Origin of the sequence: Vibrio sp. S/42/10 (assembly GCF_029890535.1) — a bacterium.
In the GTDB taxonomy this organism is placed as follows: domain Bacteria; phylum Pseudomonadota; class Gammaproteobacteria; order Enterobacterales; family Vibrionaceae; genus Vibrio; species Vibrio cyclitrophicus.
Genome location: NZ_JAKMZC010000003.1, coordinates 113,910 through 134,207, shown reverse-complemented (window position 1 = coordinate 134,207; position 20,298 = coordinate 113,910). Strand labels below are relative to the sequence as shown.

Here is a 20,298-nt window from a genome sequence, read left to right as displayed (position 1 = left end):
ACGAAAACGCCGCTCCTTGAAAATAGGAGCGGCGTTTGTCTATCTGATGAAGATAAATGTAACGCTAAACTCATGTTCTAGAATGAGAATCGAATCCATTTCTTTGCTCGCCAACGATACGCCATGATGATTCCTCGGAACCATTCGTCCATCGCGATAGCCATCCAGGCACCAAATACACCGTAGCCCCAGTGCACACCAAGCAAATAGCTCATTGCAACCCCAATGCCCCACATGCTCAATACTCCCATCTTTACAGGGAACTTAATGTCGCCTGTCGCTTTTAGACATGAGATGAAGATCAGGTTAAAAACACGGCCAGCTTCTAACAAGATTGACCCGGCAATAAGTAATGCAGCAAGGGCGATGATTTCAGGATCTTGAGTGAATAGATCTAGGATCTCAAAACGGAAAATATAGACCATACAAGTTATGCTAGTTGAGGCGATGAAGCCAACCACAAAGTAGCGTTGTACCCGGCTCGTAATTTCATCTATCCAGCCCTTTCCAATGTAGTAGCCTGTTTGAATTTGGCTCCCTTGGCCGATAGCTAAAGCAAACGCAAAAGAGAGACGTGCGATGTTTTGTGCATAGGTGAACGCCGCCAATGACGAGGTTCCCATCTGCACTATGAAGAAGGTAATTGTGATTTGCGCCATGTTGTAAGACAGTACCTCACCCGCATTCATTGAGCCGATCTTAATGATTTTTTGATAGATAGCTTTAGGTACGAATTTGAACTGCTTAAGAGGTAAGTCTATTCCTTTATTTCTTACAACACCGATTAAGATCAATAGGCCAATCATTTGGCTAATGACCGTTGATGCAGCAACGCCTTGTACACCGTACACTGGTAGGCCAAAAGGTTGGTACAACACGCAATAGTTACCCAGTACGTTAATAACACCTGCTATTAAGTTGATGATCATCGGTGACTTAGAGTAGCCATGACTGCGCAGAATCGTGGTGAGAACGACACCTATCGTGACATTAAAGGTGAGAGCACCACTGATAAACAGATACTCTTGAGCGTACTGTTCGACTTGAGCTTCCAGTTGGTAGAGCGGAATAAAATATTCAGCACCAAGAATCGCAATCATACTGAGTAACACACCGGTAATAATGGCCAAGATAATGCTCGCCACGCCCACGTGAGCGCTCTCTTGAGTGCGAGAAGCACCGTTGTACTGTGCGATTAGGATGCCTGTACCACTGCTGACCATGGTTGAGACGATGATCAGGAAAAAAGATATCTGAGAAATAACACCAACAGCAGACACGGCTTTGTCCGAGTATCCCGATAACATGAATACATCACTGGTGTTGAGTGCGGTTCTTAGAAGAACTTCGATAAAAATTGGCCAGGTGAGCGCAACGATTCCCATGCGTTTATTTAGGGTGGAATCAGCATTAGGCATTTGGGTTTTCTCAGAAAGGGGTAAGCGACGCTATAGTTTAGCCATTATTGAGTAAACGACTATCAAATTAATGTCCGGATAGCTATTAAGGGTAAATAAAGTTCGAATAAGCCTTCAGAGGCCAACATTTAGGTGTGAGTTATGAAACTTTTGAGAGATGTTTCATAAGGTAAAGAGGAAGAAAGTGGAAGCGTTTAACTATTTAAAAGTGGCACAAGAAATGAGTTTGAAATGAAGTGGTAAAGCTAGCGACATCGAGCTAGCTCTACCGTTTTCAAAGCCTAGTTAATACGCTGACCTTCAGCATCAAACAGATGGCAATCTTTTGATGCGAAATTTAAATTGAGAGACTGATAGCGTGCGACTTCTTGATCTCCAGGTAGGTGTACCTTGAAGCTATCAACACCACATGATTGGCCAAACATATAGGTACTATTGCCCAATCGTTCTACCACTTCGCTCTGGAACTCAATAGTGATATCTGACTCGCCATTGATCTCCAAATGTTCTGGTCGAATACCAAGAGTCAATTTTTGTCCTTCGGCAAGGCCATCACTTGGCAATGGTAGAGTCATTTTATTAAGTCCATTGACGGTCAGTTGGGCATGAGTTTCTGAGGTGCTGTTCACGATACACGGTAGGAAGTTCATTTTCGGAGAGCCAATAAAGCCAGCCACAAACTCATTTTGTGGAGAATGATACAGTTCGAGAGGTGAACCCACTTGTTCTACTCGACCGTCTCTTAGTACCACGATCTTGTCAGCAAGCGTCATTGCTTCGACCTGATCGTGCGTGACATAAATCATGGTATTTTGCAGATCTTGGTGCAGTTTGGCGATTTGTAAGCGCATATCGACACGAAGTTCAGCATCTAAGTTTGATAAAGGCTCGTCGAATAAGAACACTCTTGGGTTGCGAACAATTGCTCGACCGATAGCAACACGCTGACGTTGTCCACCTGACAGTTCTTTAGGTTTACGCTTCAATAAAGGATCTAGTTGAAGCGTTTTCGCTGCACTCGTGACTTGTTTCTCGACGACTTCTTTAGCTACCCCGTTCATTTTCAGGCCAAAGCCCATGTTTTCTTCAACCGTCATATGCGGATAAAGGGCGTAGGACTGGAATACCATCGCCACACCACGCTCGGCAGGATCGACATCGTTAACCAGATCATCGCCAATATGTATCTCACCTTCAGTAATCTCTTCCAAGCCAGCAACTAAGCGTAAGAGAGTTGATTTACCGCAACCAGACGGTCCAACGAATACTACGAATTCGCCGTTACTTATTTCTAGATCAACACCATGGATCGTTTGAACATCACCATATCGTTTGATGACCTGTTTTAAGCTGATATCAGCCATGCTCTCTCCTTGCTTCGTTGGACTGCATCTCTTTGCCTTTAAAACATACGCTTTCATCAGAAATTTGTTAGGTGCCTCGCATGATTTATTGATCGTGGTCATATAAATTTGGCGATCTATACTGATTTTTGTGGAAACGTTTACAAAAATAAAACATAACTGTGCGCAATGTTATCAATAAGCCTAGTATTTGAACGTAATTACTATAAATGCTGCGTTGCTCGATTAAATTTAGAAACCTAGGTGGAAATTAATCAAATAGTAAATGAAGCTTTTAATACAAGGAATTTCGGGAAATGGAGCAATCTGTGAAAACGATATACCCAGAAAATCGCATCCCATCGGCGAAAAAGAAAAGGCGCATTAGTTCTAAGGTGTCGCCTTGGCTGTTCTTGGCGCCAGCCATCGCTATCTTCTCTCTCTATGTTATCTACCCCATCTTGGACAGTATCTGGCTGAGCTTCTTTGAGTGGGACGGGCTAGGTGAAAAAGAGTGGGTGGGGCTTGAGAACTATCGTGAGCTATTTGACTCAGATGCTTTTTATACTTCGTTAACGAATAACTTCCTTTGGTTGATCTTCTTTATGCTTGCGCCACCGTGTGGCTTGGCGATTGCCCTTTTCTTAAACCAACAAGTGAAAGGCATTCGTGTCGTTAAATCCTTATTCTTCTTCCCCTTTGTTATTTCTCAAGTGGTGGTCGGCCTCGTATTTTCTTGGTTCTATGACCCGTCATTTGGTCTTTTCAATATGGTACTAGGTGCCTTCGGCTTTGAGCCTGTTTCCATACTCGCTGATGAAGACTATGTGACCTACGGGATCATTGCCGCGGGCCTATGGCCACAAATTTCTTACTGCATGATCTTGTATCTCACGGGGTTGAACAATCTCGACCCAGAGCAATTAGAAGCGGCGCGACTGGATGGTGCAAAGAAGTGGCGCATGCTCTGGTATGTGGTGCTTCCTCAACTAAGACCGGCGACGTTTATCGCCGTGGTCGTGACCGTGATTGGTGCCCTGCGTTGTTTCGATTTAGTGGCAACCATGACGGCGGGTGGACCTTGGGGCAGCTCGACGGTACTGGCGTATCAAATGTATGAAGAGTCTATCTTTAACTATCGAATGGGTTACGGTGCAGCGGTTTCTGTGGTGCTGTTTCTGATTATGGATATCTATATCGCTTACTTCTTGTGGCGCATGTTAAGGAGTGAAAAATAATGTTTCCGCAACCAATTCAAAAAGCCGGTCGCTTTACTAATATCAGCTACCGAGTCGCGTTACCTATCTCGATCGTGATGTGGTTATTACCGCTTATCGCCGTGATGATGACGTCGATTCGTTCAATGGATGACATCAACAAAGGTAATTACTGGGGCTGGCCGAGCGAGATTCAATTCATAGAGAACTACACCCAAGTTTTTACCTCGACCTCGATGGGGCAGTACCTAATCAATAGCTTGATCATTACATTGCCAGCGGTCGCAGGGGCTGTCGCACTCTCGACTCTGGCTGGGTATGCCTTGGCGAAATACAACTTCAAAGCCAACGTTTGGATCTTTGCGATGTTTATTGCGGGCAACTTTGTTCCGTTCCAAATTTTGATGATTCCAGTGCGTGATTTAACTATTGGACTTGGCCTTTACGATACCCATTGGGCGCTGATTTTCTTCCATATCGCTTTCCAAGCCGGATTTTGTACCTTGTTCATGCGTAACTTTATTGTTGGGATCCCTGATGCCTTGATCGAAGCGGCGCGTGTGGAGGGAGTCAGCGAATGGAAAATATTTTGGCATGTGGTGCTGCCTTTAGTTCGCCCTGCATTAGCTGCGTTAGCCGTGTTGGTGTTTACCTTTATTTGGAATGACTTCTTCTGGGCTCTAGTACTGGTTCAGAGTGATGACGTTCGCCCTGTGACTGCGGGTTTGAGCTCACTGCAAGGCCAATGGCTGGCGTCTTGGCAGTTTATGTCGGCGGGTGCCGTGGTTGCGGCTATCCCACCGGTAGTGCTGTTCTTTACCATGCAAAAGCACTTTATCGCAGGCCTGACATTAGGTGCGACCAAAGGGTAAATAAAGAGATAAGAATCGATACACGAACCTAGCAATATCGGCTGTTATAAGCCGTTATTGCTACCGACATCCCGAATGGATAAATCATTGAAGAGAAACTAAAACACGAACAACCCTACGAGAGAAAACAATAAGAATTGGACTTAGAGAGCTTAGCTCCATAACAAGGACCTCAATATGAAATACGTGAAACATATCGCTGCCTCTGCAGTGCTCGCTGCCTCCATGTCTGCAACATCGTTTGCAGGCACCTTAGTCATCAACTCAGATGCTTCTGATCCAGCGCCAAAAGAGGCGTGGGGTGAGATCATTAACCGCTTTGAAAAAGAAAACCCAGATATTACGGTCAAGTACAATTTGTACGATCACGAGTCGTACAAAACAACGATTCGTAATTGGTTGGTTACTTCGCCGCCGGACGTGGTTTTTTGGTATGCGGGTAACCGAATGAAAGCCTTTGTTGACCGCGGCCTGTTTGAAGATGTTAGTGATATTTGGACTGACAACAACATGAAGCAAGACTTTGCGTCAGCCGCACCTGCAATGACGGTGAATGGCAAGCAATTTGGTGTGCCATACACGTATTACCAATGGGGTATCTACTACCGCAAAGACATTTTTGAACAGTATGGAATTGCTGAACCTAAAACATGGGATGATCTGAAATCGGCATCGGCAACGCTGAAAGAAAATGGTGTGGCACCGTTTGCGATTGGTACTAAGTACTTGTGGACTGCTGCAGGTTGGTTTGATTACATCAACATGCGTACCAACGGCTTGGATTTCCATATTCAGTTGATGGAAGGCAAGGTGCCTTATTCTGACGAACGTGTGAAGAAAACCTTCGCTAACTGGGCGGAGCTTGTTGAGCCTGGTTACTATCTAGAAAATCACGCCTCTTATTCTTGGCAAGAAGCTCAACCTTTCTTGTACAACGGTAAAGCGGCGATGTACCTGATGGGTAACTTCATCACGCCTAACTTCCCTGCTGAGTTGGATGGCAAGATGGATTTCTTCCAATTTCCTGTCATCGACCCAAGTATTCCGATGTCAGAAGACGCGCCAATGGATACGCTACACATTCCTTCAAAAGCGGAAAATAAGGAAGATGCACGTAAGTTCCTAGAGTTTGTTGCGCGTGCGGAAAACCAACAGCTGATCAATGAGATGCTGTTACAAATTCCGACCAACAATAAAGCCAAAGCCAAGTCAGATCCGTTCTTAGATAAAGGTGTAGCAATGCTCGCTTCTACCGATGGTACGGCTCAGTTCTATGACCGTGATACCGATCCTGCGATGGCCAAAGAGGGCATGAAAGGCTTCCAAGAGTTTATGGTTCACCCTGACCGAATCGAAAAAATCTTGAAGAAACTCGATAAGGTGAGCAAGCGTACCTTTAAGTAATACGTTATCTGCCGCAGCGACTCTTGCTGCGGCTCTTTTCCTTTTCAGTTTGTCATTGCCAGTGTTATTTGATTAGTGTTCGTCGTTTTGAGCACAAGAGGCCCCCAATACAACCTGCCTAGTACTACTTGCAATGATTCACTATATTCGGTTTATCGTAAGGAACACTCAATGAGAACTTTCTCTCAAATCATCTCTGCCCGCGAATGGGAAAACCAACACATCACTCATCATAATGTTGTTGAGGCTCATGCTCCTTTGAATGGTTACACCTCGTTGGCTGAGGCTTTGGGGAAGAACTCGTCACGCACCTTGTTTCTCAATGGGGTTTGGAAGTTTCAGCTGTTCGATTCGCCTGAGTTGGTCGGCGAAGAGTTTGTCTCTGAACATTTCGATGATTCCTTATGGAAGTCGATCGCAGTGCCAAGCAACTGGCAGATGCAAGGCTTTGATAAACCGATCTATACCAATGTGAAATATCCTTTCGCTGATAACCCGCCTTTTGTACCAACCGACAATCCGACAGGGCTCTACCGAACGCATTTTAACTGCATGGAACCGGAGCTATTAGATACCCATAGGCTGACCTTTGATGGCGTGAATTCTGCTTTTCATTTGTGGTGTAACGGCAAGTGGGTTGGCTATTCGCAAGACAGCCGATTACCGGCTGAATTTGACCTGTCTGAATACTTGCAAGCAGGTGAGAACACGCTCGCAGTGATGGTGCTGCGTTGGTCTGATGGTTCTTACCTCGAAGACCAAGATATGTGGTGGCTCAGCGGCATATTCCGTGATGTGACTTTATTGAGAAAGCCCAAGGTCGCCATTGAGGATGTTGGTATTGAGACGCAGGTAGATGCTTGCTATCGCGATGCGGTTTTAAATATTTCTACGCAAATAACCAAGCACAGCAATGATGTAGAAGGCTTCGATAAGCTGAGAGCTGAACTTTATGATGCTCAAGGACAGTTGGTTTGTGAACCTCAAATCGTGGGCTTTGGTGAGCGAGTTGTGGATGAGAAAGGGCCTTGGTCTGAAGTCGCTGAACACCGCATTTCAGTGGTGAATCCGAACAAGTGGAGTGCCGAATCACCTTATCTGTATCGTTGTGTGGTGTCATTGCTCAATGAACATGATGAGCTTGTCGATTGTGAGGCTTACGATGTCGGATTTCGATGTATTGAAATTACCGATAGTTTGCTCAAAGTTAACGGTAAGCCGTTGCTGATTCGTGGTGTGAATCGCCATGAACATCACCCTGAATTGGGTCACACCATGACTCGAGAAGGGATGATTCAAGACATCAAACTGCTCAAACAAAATAACTTCAATGCAGTTAGAACCGCTCATTATCCGAATCACCCATTATGGTATGAATTGTGTGATGAGTATGGCCTGTATCTGGTTGATGAAGCGAATGTGGAAACCCATGGTCAATTTCCGATGTGCCGTTTATCCGACGATGCGTCATGGTTGAGTGCGTACATGAGACGAATGACAAGGCTAGTGGAGCGCGACAAAAACCACGCCAGCGTGATCATTTGGTCGTTGGGTAATGAGTCGGGGATTGGTCGTAATCACCATGCGATGTATCAATGGGTGAAACAAACTGACCCAACACGTCCCGTTCAGTATGAAGGTGGCGGGGCAGATACAGCAGCGACCGATATTTTATGTCCTATGTATGCGCGTGTTGATTGGGATTTACCTGTGGTTGAGAGTCAACCTGAAGTGACACCTCGCGTTGGCATTCGTAAAGCGATCGCTCTACCAAACGAGCATCGTCCTCTTATTCTCTGTGAGTACGCCCATGCAATGGGGAACAGTCTGGGTAGCTTTGATAAATATTGGCAAGCGTTTAGAGACAACCCAAGATTACAGGGCGGATTTATCTGGGATTGGGTCGATCAAGGGATCACCAAAACCGATTCGAGCGGCAAACAATATTGGGGCTATGGTGGTGATTTCGGCGACGAGATTAATGATCGCCAGTTCTGCATTAATGGTTTGGTATTCCCAGACAGAACGGTACATCCAACGCTGCATGAAGTGAAAAAGGCGCAACAGTTTTATCAGTTCAAGCTGGTTTCTGCATCACCACTGGTGATTGAGGTACACAGCGAACACCTATTTGTGACCAGCAGGGTTGAAACGTTGAATTGGACGGTTACCCAGAATGGTGTGGTGACGAGCGATGGTTGTATCGAATTGATGGTTGGTGCGGGTGAGAGTGTTCAGATAGAACTCAATGGTGTGACTATTCCTCATACGGCCAATGCGCTTAATTGCCTTAACCTAGAAGTGGTATTAAATGCCAATACTGCGTGGGCGAATAAAGGCCATGTGACGGCGATTGAACAGCTTACCTTACCCACTCAGCCGCAATTGATGTTGGATGCCAACCTCTCTCAATTTCCACCGAAAGTGACTGAAACCGACGCGCTGCTGACGGTGAGTGGCGATGCTTATCAAGTTGAGTTCGACAGGTTATCTGGGACATTAGAGAGCTGGAAAATCAAAGGGGTGGAACAGCTTGCGAGTGGTCTTCGAGATAACTTTTATCGCGCACCATTAGACAACGATATCGGTGTCAGTGAAGCCAACCGCGTCGACCCTAATTCATGGATAGCACGCTGGCAGGCGATGAGGTTGGATAGGCTTACTCCAGAGTGCATCGAATTTTCATCCATCACTCAGAAAAACGGGGTGTCGGTGACGGCAATCATTGCTCACACAGTGGAAGGGCAGGTTCGTTTGTTGTCGACTTGGCGGTACCAATTATTTACCGATGGTGAGGTTAAGTTAGATGTGGATGTTCAAGCGGCGAAAGGTTTGCCGTCTCTGCCACGAGTCGGTTTTGAGTTTGCTTTGAACCATGTGCCTGACGGGGTGGAATGGTTTGGTCGTGGGCCACACGAAAACTACCCAGATCGAAAAATGTCAGCCCATATGGGGCGATATCAGCAGAACATTGAGCAAATGCATACCCCGTATATTTTCCCTTCTGATTGCGGCTTGCGTTGCGATGTTCGTGAGGCAAAGGTTAGTAAATTTGAACTGCAAGGAGACTTTCATTTCTCAGTCAGTCGTTTTGGGTTACAGCAGCTACAGAAGGCAAAGCATACTTGTGACTTAACCGAACAAGAACAGCTGTTTGTTTATGTCGATGGCTTCCATATGGGCGTCGGCGGCGACGACTCATGGACGCCAAGTGTCCATGATGAATACAAACTATTGAAAGAGCATTACCATTATCAGGTGCGCTTCCATTGTGGTGACATAGGCTAACGTACAGTGAATAGAGTAAAAGGATCATGGTAGGCCAAATAGTCTAAGAGCTTGTTATTTAGTCATAAAAAAGGTACTCACCAAATGGGAGTACCTTAAGTATTCAATCAGAATGTAGGGTAAAACTAAGCGTTCACCGGTTCAGGTTTTGCTTCTAGTTTGTTCTCTTCTGGAGATAAGCTTTTCTCGTATTGACCGTACCTCTACCATGCGTAGCCAAGGAAGATCAAGATACCGCCCGCGTTGTAGAAGGTTACGGTCATGATGTCTGTGCCAGTTGGGTTGTCTTATGGTACGAAAGGCACATCAATTGGTAATAGGAAACCTTCATCTGCGTATTTAAGATCGCTGTGGCCTTCCATTGGCCATGCAATAGTTGAAAGTAGCTGAACCGTTCTCTCTGAAACGTATTTGCATTTTTTTCTTATGCATAATAGGTTCTTAGTGAATAGGAGTACTTTTGGTTTGATATAATTATTAGTAAAGTATTTACTGAATTATTGGATGGTTTTATTTTAACTTAATCACGTTTTTATGGTCTTTTTGCGGTGCTGTGTGATCCACTTAAAAGAATGCTATTGGTTGATTTATGCAGCAGGTTAAAGAGGAGGATATGTGTCGATTGATATATGTGATGAGCAAAAAAAGGCCACCTTAAATAAAGGTGGCTTTGGTTTATTTATTTGATATTTATAACTATTTTGTTGTGTCGCGCAGCTTAATTTTGCTTGGTACATAGACGCGTAATGGGATGGTTCGGCCGTCGCGCGCTTTCTCTATCAGAAGGTTAACACCTTGAATTCCCATCAGTTCAGAATGGATACGAACCGTTGATAAAGATGGGAAAGTAAACTTAGCGGTTGGGATGTCATTTACACTGATCAGCGCAATATCTTCAGGAATGCGCAATCCGTGTTCATGTATCGCTCGTAAAACGCCAATAGCGATGGAATCTGATGCAATAAACATGGCTTTAGGGTAGTCGTCAGTCGCGAGCATCTGTTTTGCAAGCTTGTAACCTGATGAGCTAGAGAAGTCACCACGGTAGATGTCTTGCTCACTGACAACGTTCTTAAGGCTACCGTATTCAGCAAAGGCTACTTCGCGAATATCAGGAGTGTTGACGTTATCTTGTCCGCCAATAAAACCAATGCGTTGATAGCCTTGGTTGATAAAGAAGTTGGTGATCTCTTTGCTGATCAAAGCCAGGTCGATATCGACAGAGTCATAAGGTTCAGAGTGATCAGTGAAATCGACATAACAGATATTATCGCTTAGCTTTTTGGCTTGTTCGATAACCTCCGGTGTCATTCTTCCTACTAACAAAACACCTGTGATTGGCGTTGAGTTAATCTGTATTTTGCTCTCATAACAGTTGGTTAGCTTAACTTCCATCTTTTTACATTGGGTTTCAATCCCATGGCGGATTGATAGGTAGTAAGGGTCGTTAACTTCAACTTCTTGCTTGTAGTTATACAGTGCTAGAAAGTGATGGTTTTGTTTTTTACTGCTAACGGTTTTTCGTGAGCTGCTGGTTTTGTATTCCAACTTCTCTGCAATTTCAAAGATACGCCTTTTGGTCTCTTCCTTGACGCTTAATGTTGGATCTTCATTGAGAACCCTTGAAACTGTAGCCAATGATACATTCGCTTCAGTCGCGATATCTTTTAACGTTGCCATACTCACTTCCTGTTATTGGAATATTGCGCTGCTTTGAAATTGGTATTTAGTAAAAAAGCAATGCACCTCTTTATTCTACAAACCTATTGTAATCAAACTAGACGTCATTGCATTAACTTTTAGTAAAATAAATGCTCAACTCATTTGTGATGTCTAAAACCTAACTATCTATAATTATATTATTAAGATTCAATGGTTTAGAGGTTAATATCTATGCGTTATCTCTATGTCTTATTCTGTACCAATGATTAAACTTAGTGTAAACGTTTACACTTCGTGGTTTTGATCACAGAATTATAGTCAAAATGGCTGCTACTATTTCTGACATACGGTGCTACTGAGCTGAATATCAGTTCGAGTTAGCCCACGAATGACGACAAAGAGAGGTTGATTGTGAAAGTACTGGTTACGGGCGGCATGGGTTACATCGGAAGTCATACATGCATTCAAATGATACAGGCAGGTATGGAGCCGATCATTGTTGATAACCTTTGCAATAGCAAAGAGCTAGTGCTGGAACGAATCGAATCGTTAACTGGCAAGCGACCAACGTTTTATCTTGGCGACATTCGTGACCAATCTTTTCTAGATAGCGTGTTTTCAGAGAATGATATCCAAGCCGTGATTCATTTTGCTGGTCTGAAAGCGGTAGGGGAGTCGGTGGCTAAGCCTTTGGAGTACTACGATAACAACGTAAATGGTTCACTGGTGTTAGCTCGAAGCATGAAAAAAGCAGGCGTGAAAAGCATCGTGTTTAGTTCTTCGGCTACTGTTTACGGTGATCCAGAAGTGGTGCCGATTACTGAAACTTCACCAACTGGCGCGACAACTAACCCTTACGGTCGCAGTAAATACATGGTGGAAGAGTGCTTGAGCGATCTATTCAACGCTGAAAACGACTGGAGCGTGACGTTACTGCGCTACTTTAACCCTGTTGGTGCACATACATCAGGCACCATGGGTGAAGACCCACAAGGTATCCCAAATAATCTGATGCCGTTTATTGCTCAAGTAGCCGTTGGTCGCCGTGAAAAATTGGCTGTTTTTGGAAACGATTACCCAACAGTCGATGGCACAGGCGTTCGTGACTATATTCATGTAATGGATTTAGCGGATGGCCATGTCGCAGCGCTAAAAGTGGTGGGCGAGAAAGCGGGCTTACACATTTACAACCTAGGTACGGGCAAAGGCTCAAGTGTACTCGAGATGGTTGAAGCCTTCGCACAAGCATCGGGCAAGCTAGTTCCTTATGAACTATGCCCACGCCGCGCAGGTGATATTGCCGAATGTTGGGCAAGTACTGAAAAAGCAGAGCGAGAGCTTGGCTGGAAGGCGACGCGCAGCGTGATGGAAATGACGGCGGATACGTGGAATTGGCAGTCGAATAACCCGAATGGCTACTAGCCTTAGCCTGTGTGATTGAAGCTGCCTAGCTGCAACTCCAATTTCATTGGGGAATGCAAAGGTAATAGATGAGAAAAGAGAGATTCCAGATAACTCGTCCCTCTATTCTGGAATGACGAATTTTAAAACTACGATTTCTGAACGTCATTCCCTACAGCGAGGAACGAGCGTGATAGGGAATCTCCTTGTAGAAGAATTATTCATCTTGGTGAATTGACCAAGACACAAAATTTGAGAGCAACCTAAACATGTCAAAAGTTGAATTTAACCCAGTAGACCACCCACATCGTCGTTATAACCCATTAACGGGTCAGTGGATCTTAGTATCACCGCACCGAGCAAAGCGTCCGTGGAGCGGCCAAGATGAAAAGCCATCGACTGCGCAACTTCCAGCGTATGAGAAAGAGTGTTTCTTGTGCCCGACCAATACGCGTATCTCGGGTGACGAAAACCCAGATTATGATGGTACTTACGTATTCAGTAACGATTTCGCGGCGTTGATGCCTGATTCACCTGACGCTCCAGAGTCTGAAAACCCTCTATTCAAGACTCAAGGTGTTCGCGGGTTGAGCCGCGTTATCTGTTTCTCTCCGGACCACAGCAAAACGCTGCCAGAGTTACCAGTTAATAAAATCCGTGGTGTGATTGATACCTGGAACGAGCAGATTGAAGAGCTAGGTAAAGATTACCTATGGGTTCAAGCTTTCGAAAACAAAGGCGAGACCATGGGTTGTTCTCAGCCTCACCCACACGGTCAAATTTGGGCGAACAGCTTTCTGCCAAACGAGATTGAACGTAAAGAAAAGCTACTGAAAGAGTACTTCGAGCAACAAGGTTCGAACCTGTTAGTCGATTACGTTGAAGCTGAAATGAAAGACGGCTCACGTACTGTGGTTGAAACTGAACATTGGATTGCCGTAGTGCCTTACTGGGCAGCGTGGCCATTTGAAACTATGTTGCTACCAAAAACACACATTCGCCGTATGAGTGAACTGACTGACGAACAACGTAATGATTTAGCGCTTGCGATTAAGAAGCTGACCAGTCGTTACGATAACTTGTTCCAATGTTCATTCCCTTACTCAATGGGCTGGCACTATGCACCGTTCTTCGAAGAAGGTACGGACATCGATCACTGGCAACTGCATGCGTTGTTCTACCCGCCACTGTTACGCAGTGCTTCGGTTCGTAAGTTCATGGTGGGCTACGAAATGTTGGCGGAATCTCAGCGTGATTTAACCGCAGAACAAGCCGCGCAACGTCTTCGTGATTTGAGTGACGTTCACTACAAAGAGCAGGAATAGCCTACTTCGTAGATAACGAGCGAGATTCCTGATATCTCGTCCGTCGATCCTGGAATGACAGTTTCATTGAAACGTTTAGCGTCAATCCCGAGAGTGAGGAACGAAGAAGTCGGGAATCTAAAAGAATTAAAGTGGTGTCGTAAAGGGGCCATAACCAATTGATTAAAGAGTTAAGCAGAGAGTTTACTTATGTCTGATCTGATCCAAAACGTGAAAGCATCTTTTGAGCAAGTCCTTGGTTACCAAGCGACTCACATAATTCAAGCTCCAGGTCGTGTGAACCTGATTGGTGAGCATACCGACTACAACGATGGTTTTGTTCTACCGTGTGCCATTAACTACCAAACGGTAGTCGCAGCGGCTAAGCGTGACGACAACATCGTGCGTGTAGTATCAGTAGACTACGGTAATGCAGTAGATGAGTTCGATTTAACTCAAGAGATTACATTCCAACAAGACAAAATGTGGGCTAACTACATTCGTGGTGTGGTGAAGTGCCTAATGGGGCGTGGCTTTGAATTTACAGGTGCCGACATCTCTGTAACCGGCAACGTGCCCCAAGGTGCGGGTTTAAGTTCTTCTGCGGCTCTGGAAGTGGTCATCGGTCAGACATTCAAGGTGCTTTACAACCTAGAGATTAGTCAAGCGGAAGTCGCTCTGAATGGTCAGCAAGCCGAAAACGAATTCGTTGGTTGTAACTGCGGCATCATGGACCAAATGATCTCTGCAGAAGGTCGTGCAAACCACGCGATGCTGTTGGACTGTCGTAGCCTAGAAACAACGGCTGTCTCTATGCCAGAAGATATGGCTGTGGTTATCATTAACTCAAACAAAAAACGCGGCTTAGTCGACAGCGAATACAACACGCGTCGTGAGCAATGTGAAGAAGCGGCGCGCATCTTTGGTGTTCCGGCACTGCGTGATGTGACCATTGAACAATTCAAAGCGAAAGAGTCTGAGTTAGATGAAATGGTCGCGAAACGTGCTCGTCACGTGATTACTGAAAATGACCGTACCGTTGAAGCGGCTCAAGCTTTACGTACTCATGATATGAAGCGTATGGGCGAGTTGATGGCAGAATCTCATGCTTCAATGCGAGACGATTTTGAAATCACAGTGAAAGAGATCGACACGTTGGTTGATATGGTTAAAGAAGTGATCGGTGAGCAAGGTGGTGTACGTATGACTGGCGGCGGTTTTGGCGGTTGTATCGTGGCATTGGTTCCACCTGCATTGGTTGATGAAATTAAAACAGCCGTTGAACAGAAATATCAAGTGGCGACGGGGCTAAAAGAATCTATTTATGTGTGCCAAGCTAAAGACGGAGCGGGTCTTGTTGAAGTAATCTAGCTGTTTAGATACTTAATGCTCAAAAGCGAAGGTCTACCGAGTAAAAAGATCATGGTAGGCTAAATAGTAAATCCTTTACCTAATGTAGAGGTTTTTTGCTGGCACTAGAAAGGAATTTAGAATGACCTCAGAGCAGAATTTGCATCAATCCATGACACAAACGGCAGCCTATGATGGTCAACCTGCTCAGTTAGTTACTTTGTCCAACAAGCATGGCATGCAAGTCACCTTCATGGATATTGGTGCAACGTGGTTGAGTTGTATCCTGCCAGTCAAAGGAAACAAACGTGAAGTTTTGTTAGGTGTAAACTCAATGGAGAACTTCGAGAAACAAGCCAGTTATATGGGCACAACGGTTGGTCGTTATGCTAACCGCATTGCCAATGGTCGTTTCAAAATTGACGGCCAGAACTACAAGTTGGAAACCAACCAAGCGGGCAATACCTTGCATGGTGGTCCTGATGGTTTTGATAAACGTCGTTGGAATATTACCGAGCAAACAGAAACGTCAGTGGTGTTTACTCTAGAGTCTACTGATGGAGACCAAGGGTTTCCGGGGAATTTGAATGTATCGGTGCGTTATGACATAACCGAAGATAATCGAGTTTCCATTAACTACTCTGCAACCGCTGATAAGCCAACCGTGGTTAACCTAACGAATCACGCATACTTTAATCTACTAGGGGCGAATAACGGTCACGATTGTCTGTCTCATATTGTTAGTATCAATGCTTCACAATATTTACCAACTAACGCTGTTGGTATCCCATTAGGCAATTTAAAGGCGGTGAAATCGACTAGCTTTGACTTCAGTCAGCCTATGATGATCTCTGAACGTTTGCTTGGGGATGAACAACAAAAAGCGGCCAAAGGTTATGATCACTCTTTTCTTTTAGCGGATGGCTGTAAGCGCGATAAATGCGCAGCTACAGTGACGTCGCCTGATGCACTTGTCACCTTGAAAGTCTTTTCTACTAAGCCAGCTATACAGCTGTATACCGGAAATTGGTTGGGTGGAACACCCAATCGAAACGGTGGCACTTATGAAGACTATGCAGGTATTGCATTGGAAACCCAGTTCTTACCAGACTCACCTAACCACCCAGAGTGGAAGCAAGAAAGTTGTATTCTTAGGCCTGAACAGGAATACCACTATCGAACTTGTTACCAGTTTGAATTTTCGGGGGATTATTCAAACTAGTCCATTCTAGCTCAAAACGGTTTATGCTAATTGGCTCCAACAAAGGGATTATTGTTGGGAAGAGTATGGTGAGAAAGCCCTAACAGAACTGCTTCTGTTAGGGCTTTTTTTTGTTTGATGAGTTGACTAAAATTTAGATTTTCTCTACCGAATTTCGGCGCACTAAAGTAGGAGAGAACATCATAGGCTCGGAAGAGGTACCTCGACCTTTAGCTAGCACAAGCGCTAGGCGAGTGGCTTTCTCTGCCATCATCTGAATAGGGTAGCGAATCGTAGTTAGCTTAGGGTGTACATAACGCGCAATTAAGCCGTCATCAAAACCAACAATCGATACTTTATCTGGTGCTTGAATACCGTTTTCATCAAGTACAGATAACGCACCAGCCGCCATGTAATCGTTGTAAGCCACAAGGCCTGTAATCGGGAGAGATTTGGTCAATAGGTTGGTCATTGCGTACTCGCCACCGTCACTGGTTGGAGCGGCGTATTCAATGTAGCTTTCAGACAGCGCGATTTTGTAATCAGAGAGTGCAGCTAGATAGCCTTGCACTCGTTCATCGGCATCTTCAATGCTGTGTGATGAAGCGATACATGCGATGTTCTTGTGACCATGACGAATCAAATATTCTGTAGCAAGGTAAGCGCCTTTCTTATTGTCTAAGAAAATACAACGCTCGGCGATTTCGGCAATATAACGGTTGATCAACACTAAGCCTTTTACTTCTTTTGCGTAGGCGATGAGTTCTTCATCCGTTAATCCCTTGGAATGGATCACCAAGGCATCACAGCGACTATTGATCAGCAACTCAATGGCTTGTCTCTCTTCTTCACGATCGTGAGAACCATTGCCGACAAGGATATGTTTACCGTTTTCGCGTGCGACATTATCAACAGCCTTAACTAAGGTGCCAAAAAAGGGATCGGAGATATCACCCACTAACACACCAACCGTGTTCGTGCTTTGGCTTACAAGCGCACGAGCATTGGCATTCGGACGATAGCCGAGTTTTGTCATGGCTTTAGTTACAGACTCAATTGAATTTGCACTTGCCTTCGGAGACTTGTTTACGACTCGAGATACGGTTGCAACTGAAACACCAGCTTCCTTTGCTACATCTTTAATTGTTGCCATCTTTTACCTCTATTCATTGCTGTATCTATTTAACACCGACAATGAAGGTAAGGCAATGAAACTCTCATTTTACTTCCATTAATGCGATCTTTACCGCTTGTAACTATTAGGCTTAATGCTAGTGTAAACATTTACATTTTACTTAATTTTAGTAAATATTTTTAATGAGTGGAAACCAATCAATATAGGAAGTGAGAAATGGATACTGTCTCTTATGGTGACTTTGCTAAGTTAGAAATGCGTGTGGGTAAGATCATTGAGGTTGTGCGTCATGAAAACGCAGACAAGCTTTACATTGTGCAAGTAGAAGACGCTACAAACGGTAACCAGCCTTGTCCCTTACTACACCGAAGAAGAGTTAATGTGCAAACTAGTGGTTGTATTGTGTAACTTAGCGAAAGCGAAGATGAGAGGCCACACCTCTGAGTGCATGTTGTTATGTGCAGAAACGGAAGGTGAATCTGAAAGTGTACTGCTGACACCAGAACGTGTGATGCCAACGGGTATTCGTGTCGTTTAAGCTCGCTTTAGGTTGGTGAGTCAATGTGTTCACCAACCTAAATTAGCTAGCTTTGTCGAGCAATTAGCTATGTATATTAACTAGCCGCGTACGGTCAGTATCAAGCCATCAATTACACTATGGTGATGATCGGAAACTCCTGCAAGGTTGCCGTATTTAGGCTGGTGGCGATCATTTTCTAATGGGTGATGCCAACCTTGTGTGTGTTTAACAAAGTGCGCCGCAAAGCTTTCAGACACCTCTAAACATCCTGCTAATACCGTATCGACATAGGTTTGAACGATAGGACTGTTCTCGCAAGGCGCTTCAATTTCGTTTTTGATGTATACCCAAATCGATTGATCCTGCTTGAACTCAGTGTTGCTCTCTATCTGATCGGCTTTGAGTTCGATTCGGTGATAACCGCGTTCACGGCGATCAAAATCAGCCAGTGTAATATCATCAACCTCAAGCAATACTCCATTCACTTGACCATCTCCTGGATTGACTATGAGGGGGGACAACACGTAACTGTCATCAATTTTACTCCAATGGCGCACTAAGCCATGCACAATTGCAGGAATGGCCTGTCCAGTTTGACCTGTTAGTTGACGTGAAGAGGAGTTGATTAAGCTACCGTAACCGAAAATATACATCGCGTTCCCTGTCTGTTCTTTTGAATTTGAGACTAGTCTTACTATATGTTCCAAGTAACTAAATGTCAGTAGTTATTATTTTTAACACTTTCGTGTCTAATTGACATGTATTGGTGTGTTTAATTGACTCTTTTCTTTGTGTTTTTTACGCGTTTATGATTGTTTTTATTGGGTTTATACCTTTGGCGCGTTTCGTGCATTACTTAAATAAAAATAACAGTAATGATGACTGCATCATGAATTTGGCTATTTATGCCAATTCCATATAAGCCATTCTTGGCCGTTATCTGAAATGAGGAACGAGTTTGTTAAATATCACAGATAAAAGTGTAGAAGACGCAATTCCAGCCTATCTGCGTTTAGGCTTCCGACCTTTCTTCTTTTTGGGCAGTCTCTATGCCGTTATCGCTATCGTGGCTTGGGTTGTCATGTTCCAAAATGGTCAGCCGGAGATTTTAAAAGTCCCTGCGCTTTGGTGGCACGTACATGAAATGTTGTTTGGCTTTGCTATGGCGATTGTTGTCGGCTTTGTTTTAACGGCGGTGCAAACGTGGACGGGAGTCAATGGCACTAAGCATTATCGATTGGCTGCCTTAGTGGGATTATGGCTTGCACCTCGCCTTCTATTTTGGACTCCTGCACCTTTGTGGCTGATCTCATCGGTTGAGGCGCTGTTTATGATCTTTGCCGCTTACGAAATTGGTTTCCGAGTTGTGAAGTCAAAAGGCTGGAAGAACTTGTTCTTTGTTCCGTTGTTTATACTGGCTATCGTGGCGAATTTTGCTAGCTATGCAACCATTAAGGGCATGCCTCCATTTCCATCGTCTGCAGTATGGCACGCGATGTTGTGGTGGTTTACGTTGTTATTGTCTGTAATGGGTGGACGAGTGATTCCATTCTTTACGGCGCGTCGTTTTGATTTTGAAAAAGCACAACCACTCGTTTGGTTAGAATGCTTAGCGAATCTACCTTTGGTTGGTTTATTTGTGTTGAGCTTCTTCCCATTAACTTTTGCTCAAATTGGCAATCAATTGATGGTATTTGCGGGAGCAGCTCAATTGGTACGCTTCATTCGCTGGAAACCGTGGACGACATTATCTGAACCTTTGGTGTGGTCACTGCATGCGGCTTACTTATGTATTCCCTTGAGTTTGTTGCTGAGAGGTTTGTTGGACAACCCGTTCGCAAGCCATAACATGCTGCACCTGTTTGCTATTGGCGGTCTGAGTGGATTAATTCTAGCGATGATTACGCGTGTGACGATGGGGCATACTGGTCGTGCTATCTATAAAGGGCAGAGTATGGCTTTGGCGTTCTCTGCTATTTTTATCGCAGCACTCGTTCGCAGTTTAGGCGTGACTTTCTTCCCTGCCTACTTGTTTGAAATTGTGAACATCAGCGCAGGTTTGTGGACGTTAGCGTTTGGTCTATTTATCTGGAAGTTTGGCATGATGCTGTTAACCCCAAGAGTGGATGGTCACCCAGGCTAAGCGTATTGATTTTCGAACTCATTTTGAAAGGGAAACATTG

The 20,298-nt window shown here is 44.6% G+C and carries 14 protein-coding genes and 2 pseudogenes; 10 read left to right on the top strand and 6 right to left on the bottom strand.

Features of this window, described 5'->3' with window-relative positions:
- Positions 1-77 precede the first annotated feature (77 nt).
- Together L8S15_RS04655 and ugpC are read right to left on the bottom strand one after the other, a co-directional pair.
- Complete coding sequence (locus tag L8S15_RS04655) at positions 78-1,418, bottom strand: MATE family efflux transporter (RefSeq protein WP_280572045.1); 1,341 nt, start codon at positions 1,416-1,418, stop codon at positions 78-80.
- Positions 1,419-1,699: 281 nt separating this feature from the next.
- A complete protein-coding gene (gene ugpC / locus L8S15_RS04650; RefSeq protein ID WP_017087456.1) occupies positions 1,700-2,782 on the bottom strand; it encodes a sn-glycerol-3-phosphate ABC transporter ATP-binding protein UgpC in 1,083 nt (360 codons plus the stop codon).
- Between the two features lie 296 nt (positions 2,783-3,078).
- On the opposite strand from ugpC, the gene L8S15_RS04645 reads away from it, so the two are divergent.
- The 4 genes from L8S15_RS04645 (at position 3,079) to L8S15_RS04630 (ending at position 9,542) form a co-directional block, all read left to right on the top strand.
- Entirely contained in the window at positions 3,079-3,999 is a 921-nt protein-coding gene (locus tag L8S15_RS04645; RefSeq protein ID WP_280572044.1) for a sugar ABC transporter permease, read from the top strand.
- Complete coding sequence (locus L8S15_RS04640) at positions 3,999-4,850, top strand: carbohydrate ABC transporter permease (RefSeq protein WP_004734435.1); 852 nt, start codon at positions 3,999-4,001, stop codon at positions 4,848-4,850. Before L8S15_RS04645 ends, L8S15_RS04640 begins: the two co-directional genes overlap by 1 nt.
- Positions 4,851-5,027: 177 nt before the next feature.
- A complete protein-coding gene (locus L8S15_RS04635) occupies positions 5,028-6,254 on the top strand; it encodes an extracellular solute-binding protein (RefSeq protein WP_280572043.1) in 1,227 nt (408 codons plus the stop codon).
- Between the two features lie 171 nt (positions 6,255-6,425).
- Positions 6,426-9,542: a beta-galactosidase gene (locus tag L8S15_RS04630; RefSeq protein ID WP_280572042.1), complete on the top strand. Its 3,117-nt coding sequence runs from the start codon at positions 6,426-6,428 to the stop codon at positions 9,540-9,542.
- Positions 9,543-9,667: 125 nt separating this feature from the next.
- Here the strand turns inward: L8S15_RS04630 and L8S15_RS21830 are convergent.
- Positions 9,668-9,823, bottom strand: a pseudogene (locus L8S15_RS21830) (amino acid permease); the annotation flags it as partial.
- A gap of 415 nt (positions 9,824-10,238) precedes the next feature.
- Positions 10,239-11,222, bottom strand: coding sequence for a transcriptional regulator EbgR (gene ebgR / locus L8S15_RS04625; protein WP_016791861.1), 984 nt, complete (start codon positions 11,220-11,222; stop codon positions 10,239-10,241).
- Positions 11,223-11,615: 393 nt separating this feature from the next.
- Between ebgR and galE the strand changes: the two genes are divergently transcribed.
- The 4 genes from galE (at position 11,616) to galM (ending at position 16,481) form a co-directional block, all read left to right on the top strand.
- A complete protein-coding gene (gene galE / locus L8S15_RS04620) occupies positions 11,616-12,626 on the top strand; it encodes a UDP-glucose 4-epimerase GalE (RefSeq protein WP_016767619.1) in 1,011 nt (336 codons plus the stop codon).
- A 248-nt stretch (positions 12,627-12,874) separates the two neighbouring features.
- Positions 12,875-13,930 (top strand): UDP-glucose--hexose-1-phosphate uridylyltransferase, encoded by a 1,056-nt coding sequence (locus tag L8S15_RS04615; RefSeq protein ID WP_016787772.1) that lies wholly within the window; start codon positions 12,875-12,877, stop codon positions 13,928-13,930.
- Between the two features lie 189 nt (positions 13,931-14,119).
- On the top strand, positions 14,120-15,280 hold the full coding sequence (gene galK / locus L8S15_RS04610) for a galactokinase (RefSeq protein ID WP_010436297.1): 1,161 nt from the start codon (positions 14,120-14,122) through the stop codon (positions 15,278-15,280).
- A 121-nt stretch (positions 15,281-15,401) separates the two neighbouring features.
- Positions 15,402-16,481, top strand: coding sequence for a galactose-1-epimerase (galM, locus tag L8S15_RS04605; RefSeq protein WP_010436301.1), 1,080 nt, complete (start codon positions 15,402-15,404; stop codon positions 16,479-16,481).
- A 133-nt stretch (positions 16,482-16,614) separates the two neighbouring features.
- Here the strand turns inward: galM and L8S15_RS04600 are convergent, their stop codons facing one another.
- Positions 16,615-17,613, bottom strand: coding sequence for a substrate-binding domain-containing protein (locus tag L8S15_RS04600; RefSeq protein WP_010436305.1), 999 nt, complete (start codon positions 17,611-17,613; stop codon positions 16,615-16,617).
- A 198-nt stretch (positions 17,614-17,811) separates the two neighbouring features.
- Between L8S15_RS04600 and L8S15_RS04595 the strand changes: the two are divergent.
- Positions 17,812-18,133: pseudogene (locus L8S15_RS04595) on the top strand (tRNA-binding protein).
- An 80-nt stretch (positions 18,134-18,213) separates the two neighbouring features.
- Here the strand turns inward: L8S15_RS04595 and L8S15_RS04590 are convergent.
- Positions 18,214-18,768 (bottom strand): gamma-glutamylcyclotransferase family protein, encoded by a 555-nt coding sequence (locus L8S15_RS04590; RefSeq protein WP_010436312.1) that lies wholly within the window; start codon positions 18,766-18,768, stop codon positions 18,214-18,216.
- A gap of 305 nt (positions 18,769-19,073) precedes the next feature.
- On the opposite strand from L8S15_RS04590, the gene L8S15_RS04585 reads away from it, so the two are divergent.
- Complete coding sequence (locus L8S15_RS04585; protein WP_102421017.1) at positions 19,074-20,258, top strand: NnrS family protein; 1,185 nt, start codon at positions 19,074-19,076, stop codon at positions 20,256-20,258.
- The last annotated feature ends 40 nt before the right edge of the window (positions 20,259-20,298 follow it).

What these genes read in the sequence shown, in the direction of transcription:
- L8S15_RS04655 (WP_280572045.1), bottom strand. Translation starts at nt 1,418, where the DNA reads ATGCCTAATGCTGATTCCACCCTAAATAAACGCATGGGAATCGTTGCG.
- ugpC (WP_017087456.1), bottom strand. Translation starts at nt 2,782, where the DNA reads ATGGCTGATATCAGCTTAAAACAGGTCATCAAACGATATGGTGATGTT.
- L8S15_RS04645 (WP_280572044.1), top strand. Translation starts at nt 3,079, where the DNA reads ATGGAGCAATCTGTGAAAACGATATACCCAGAAAATCGCATCCCATCG.
- L8S15_RS04640 (WP_004734435.1), top strand. Translation starts at nt 3,999, where the DNA reads ATGTTTCCGCAACCAATTCAAAAAGCCGGTCGCTTTACTAATATCAGC.
- L8S15_RS04635 (WP_280572043.1), top strand. Translation starts at nt 5,028, where the DNA reads ATGAAATACGTGAAACATATCGCTGCCTCTGCAGTGCTCGCTGCCTCC.
- L8S15_RS04630 (WP_280572042.1), top strand. Translation starts at nt 6,426, where the DNA reads ATGAGAACTTTCTCTCAAATCATCTCTGCCCGCGAATGGGAAAACCAA.
- ebgR (WP_016791861.1), bottom strand. Translation starts at nt 11,222, where the DNA reads ATGGCAACGTTAAAAGATATCGCGACTGAAGCGAATGTATCATTGGCT.
- L8S15_RS04615 (WP_016787772.1), top strand. Translation starts at nt 12,875, where the DNA reads ATGTCAAAAGTTGAATTTAACCCAGTAGACCACCCACATCGTCGTTAT.
- galK (WP_010436297.1), top strand. Translation starts at nt 14,120, where the DNA reads ATGTCTGATCTGATCCAAAACGTGAAAGCATCTTTTGAGCAAGTCCTT.
- galM (WP_010436301.1), top strand. Translation starts at nt 15,402, where the DNA reads ATGACCTCAGAGCAGAATTTGCATCAATCCATGACACAAACGGCAGCC.
- L8S15_RS04600 (WP_010436305.1), bottom strand. Translation starts at nt 17,613, where the DNA reads ATGGCAACAATTAAAGATGTAGCAAAGGAAGCTGGTGTTTCAGTTGCA.
- L8S15_RS04590 (WP_010436312.1), bottom strand. Translation starts at nt 18,768, where the DNA reads ATGTATATTTTCGGTTACGGTAGCTTAATCAACTCCTCTTCACGTCAA.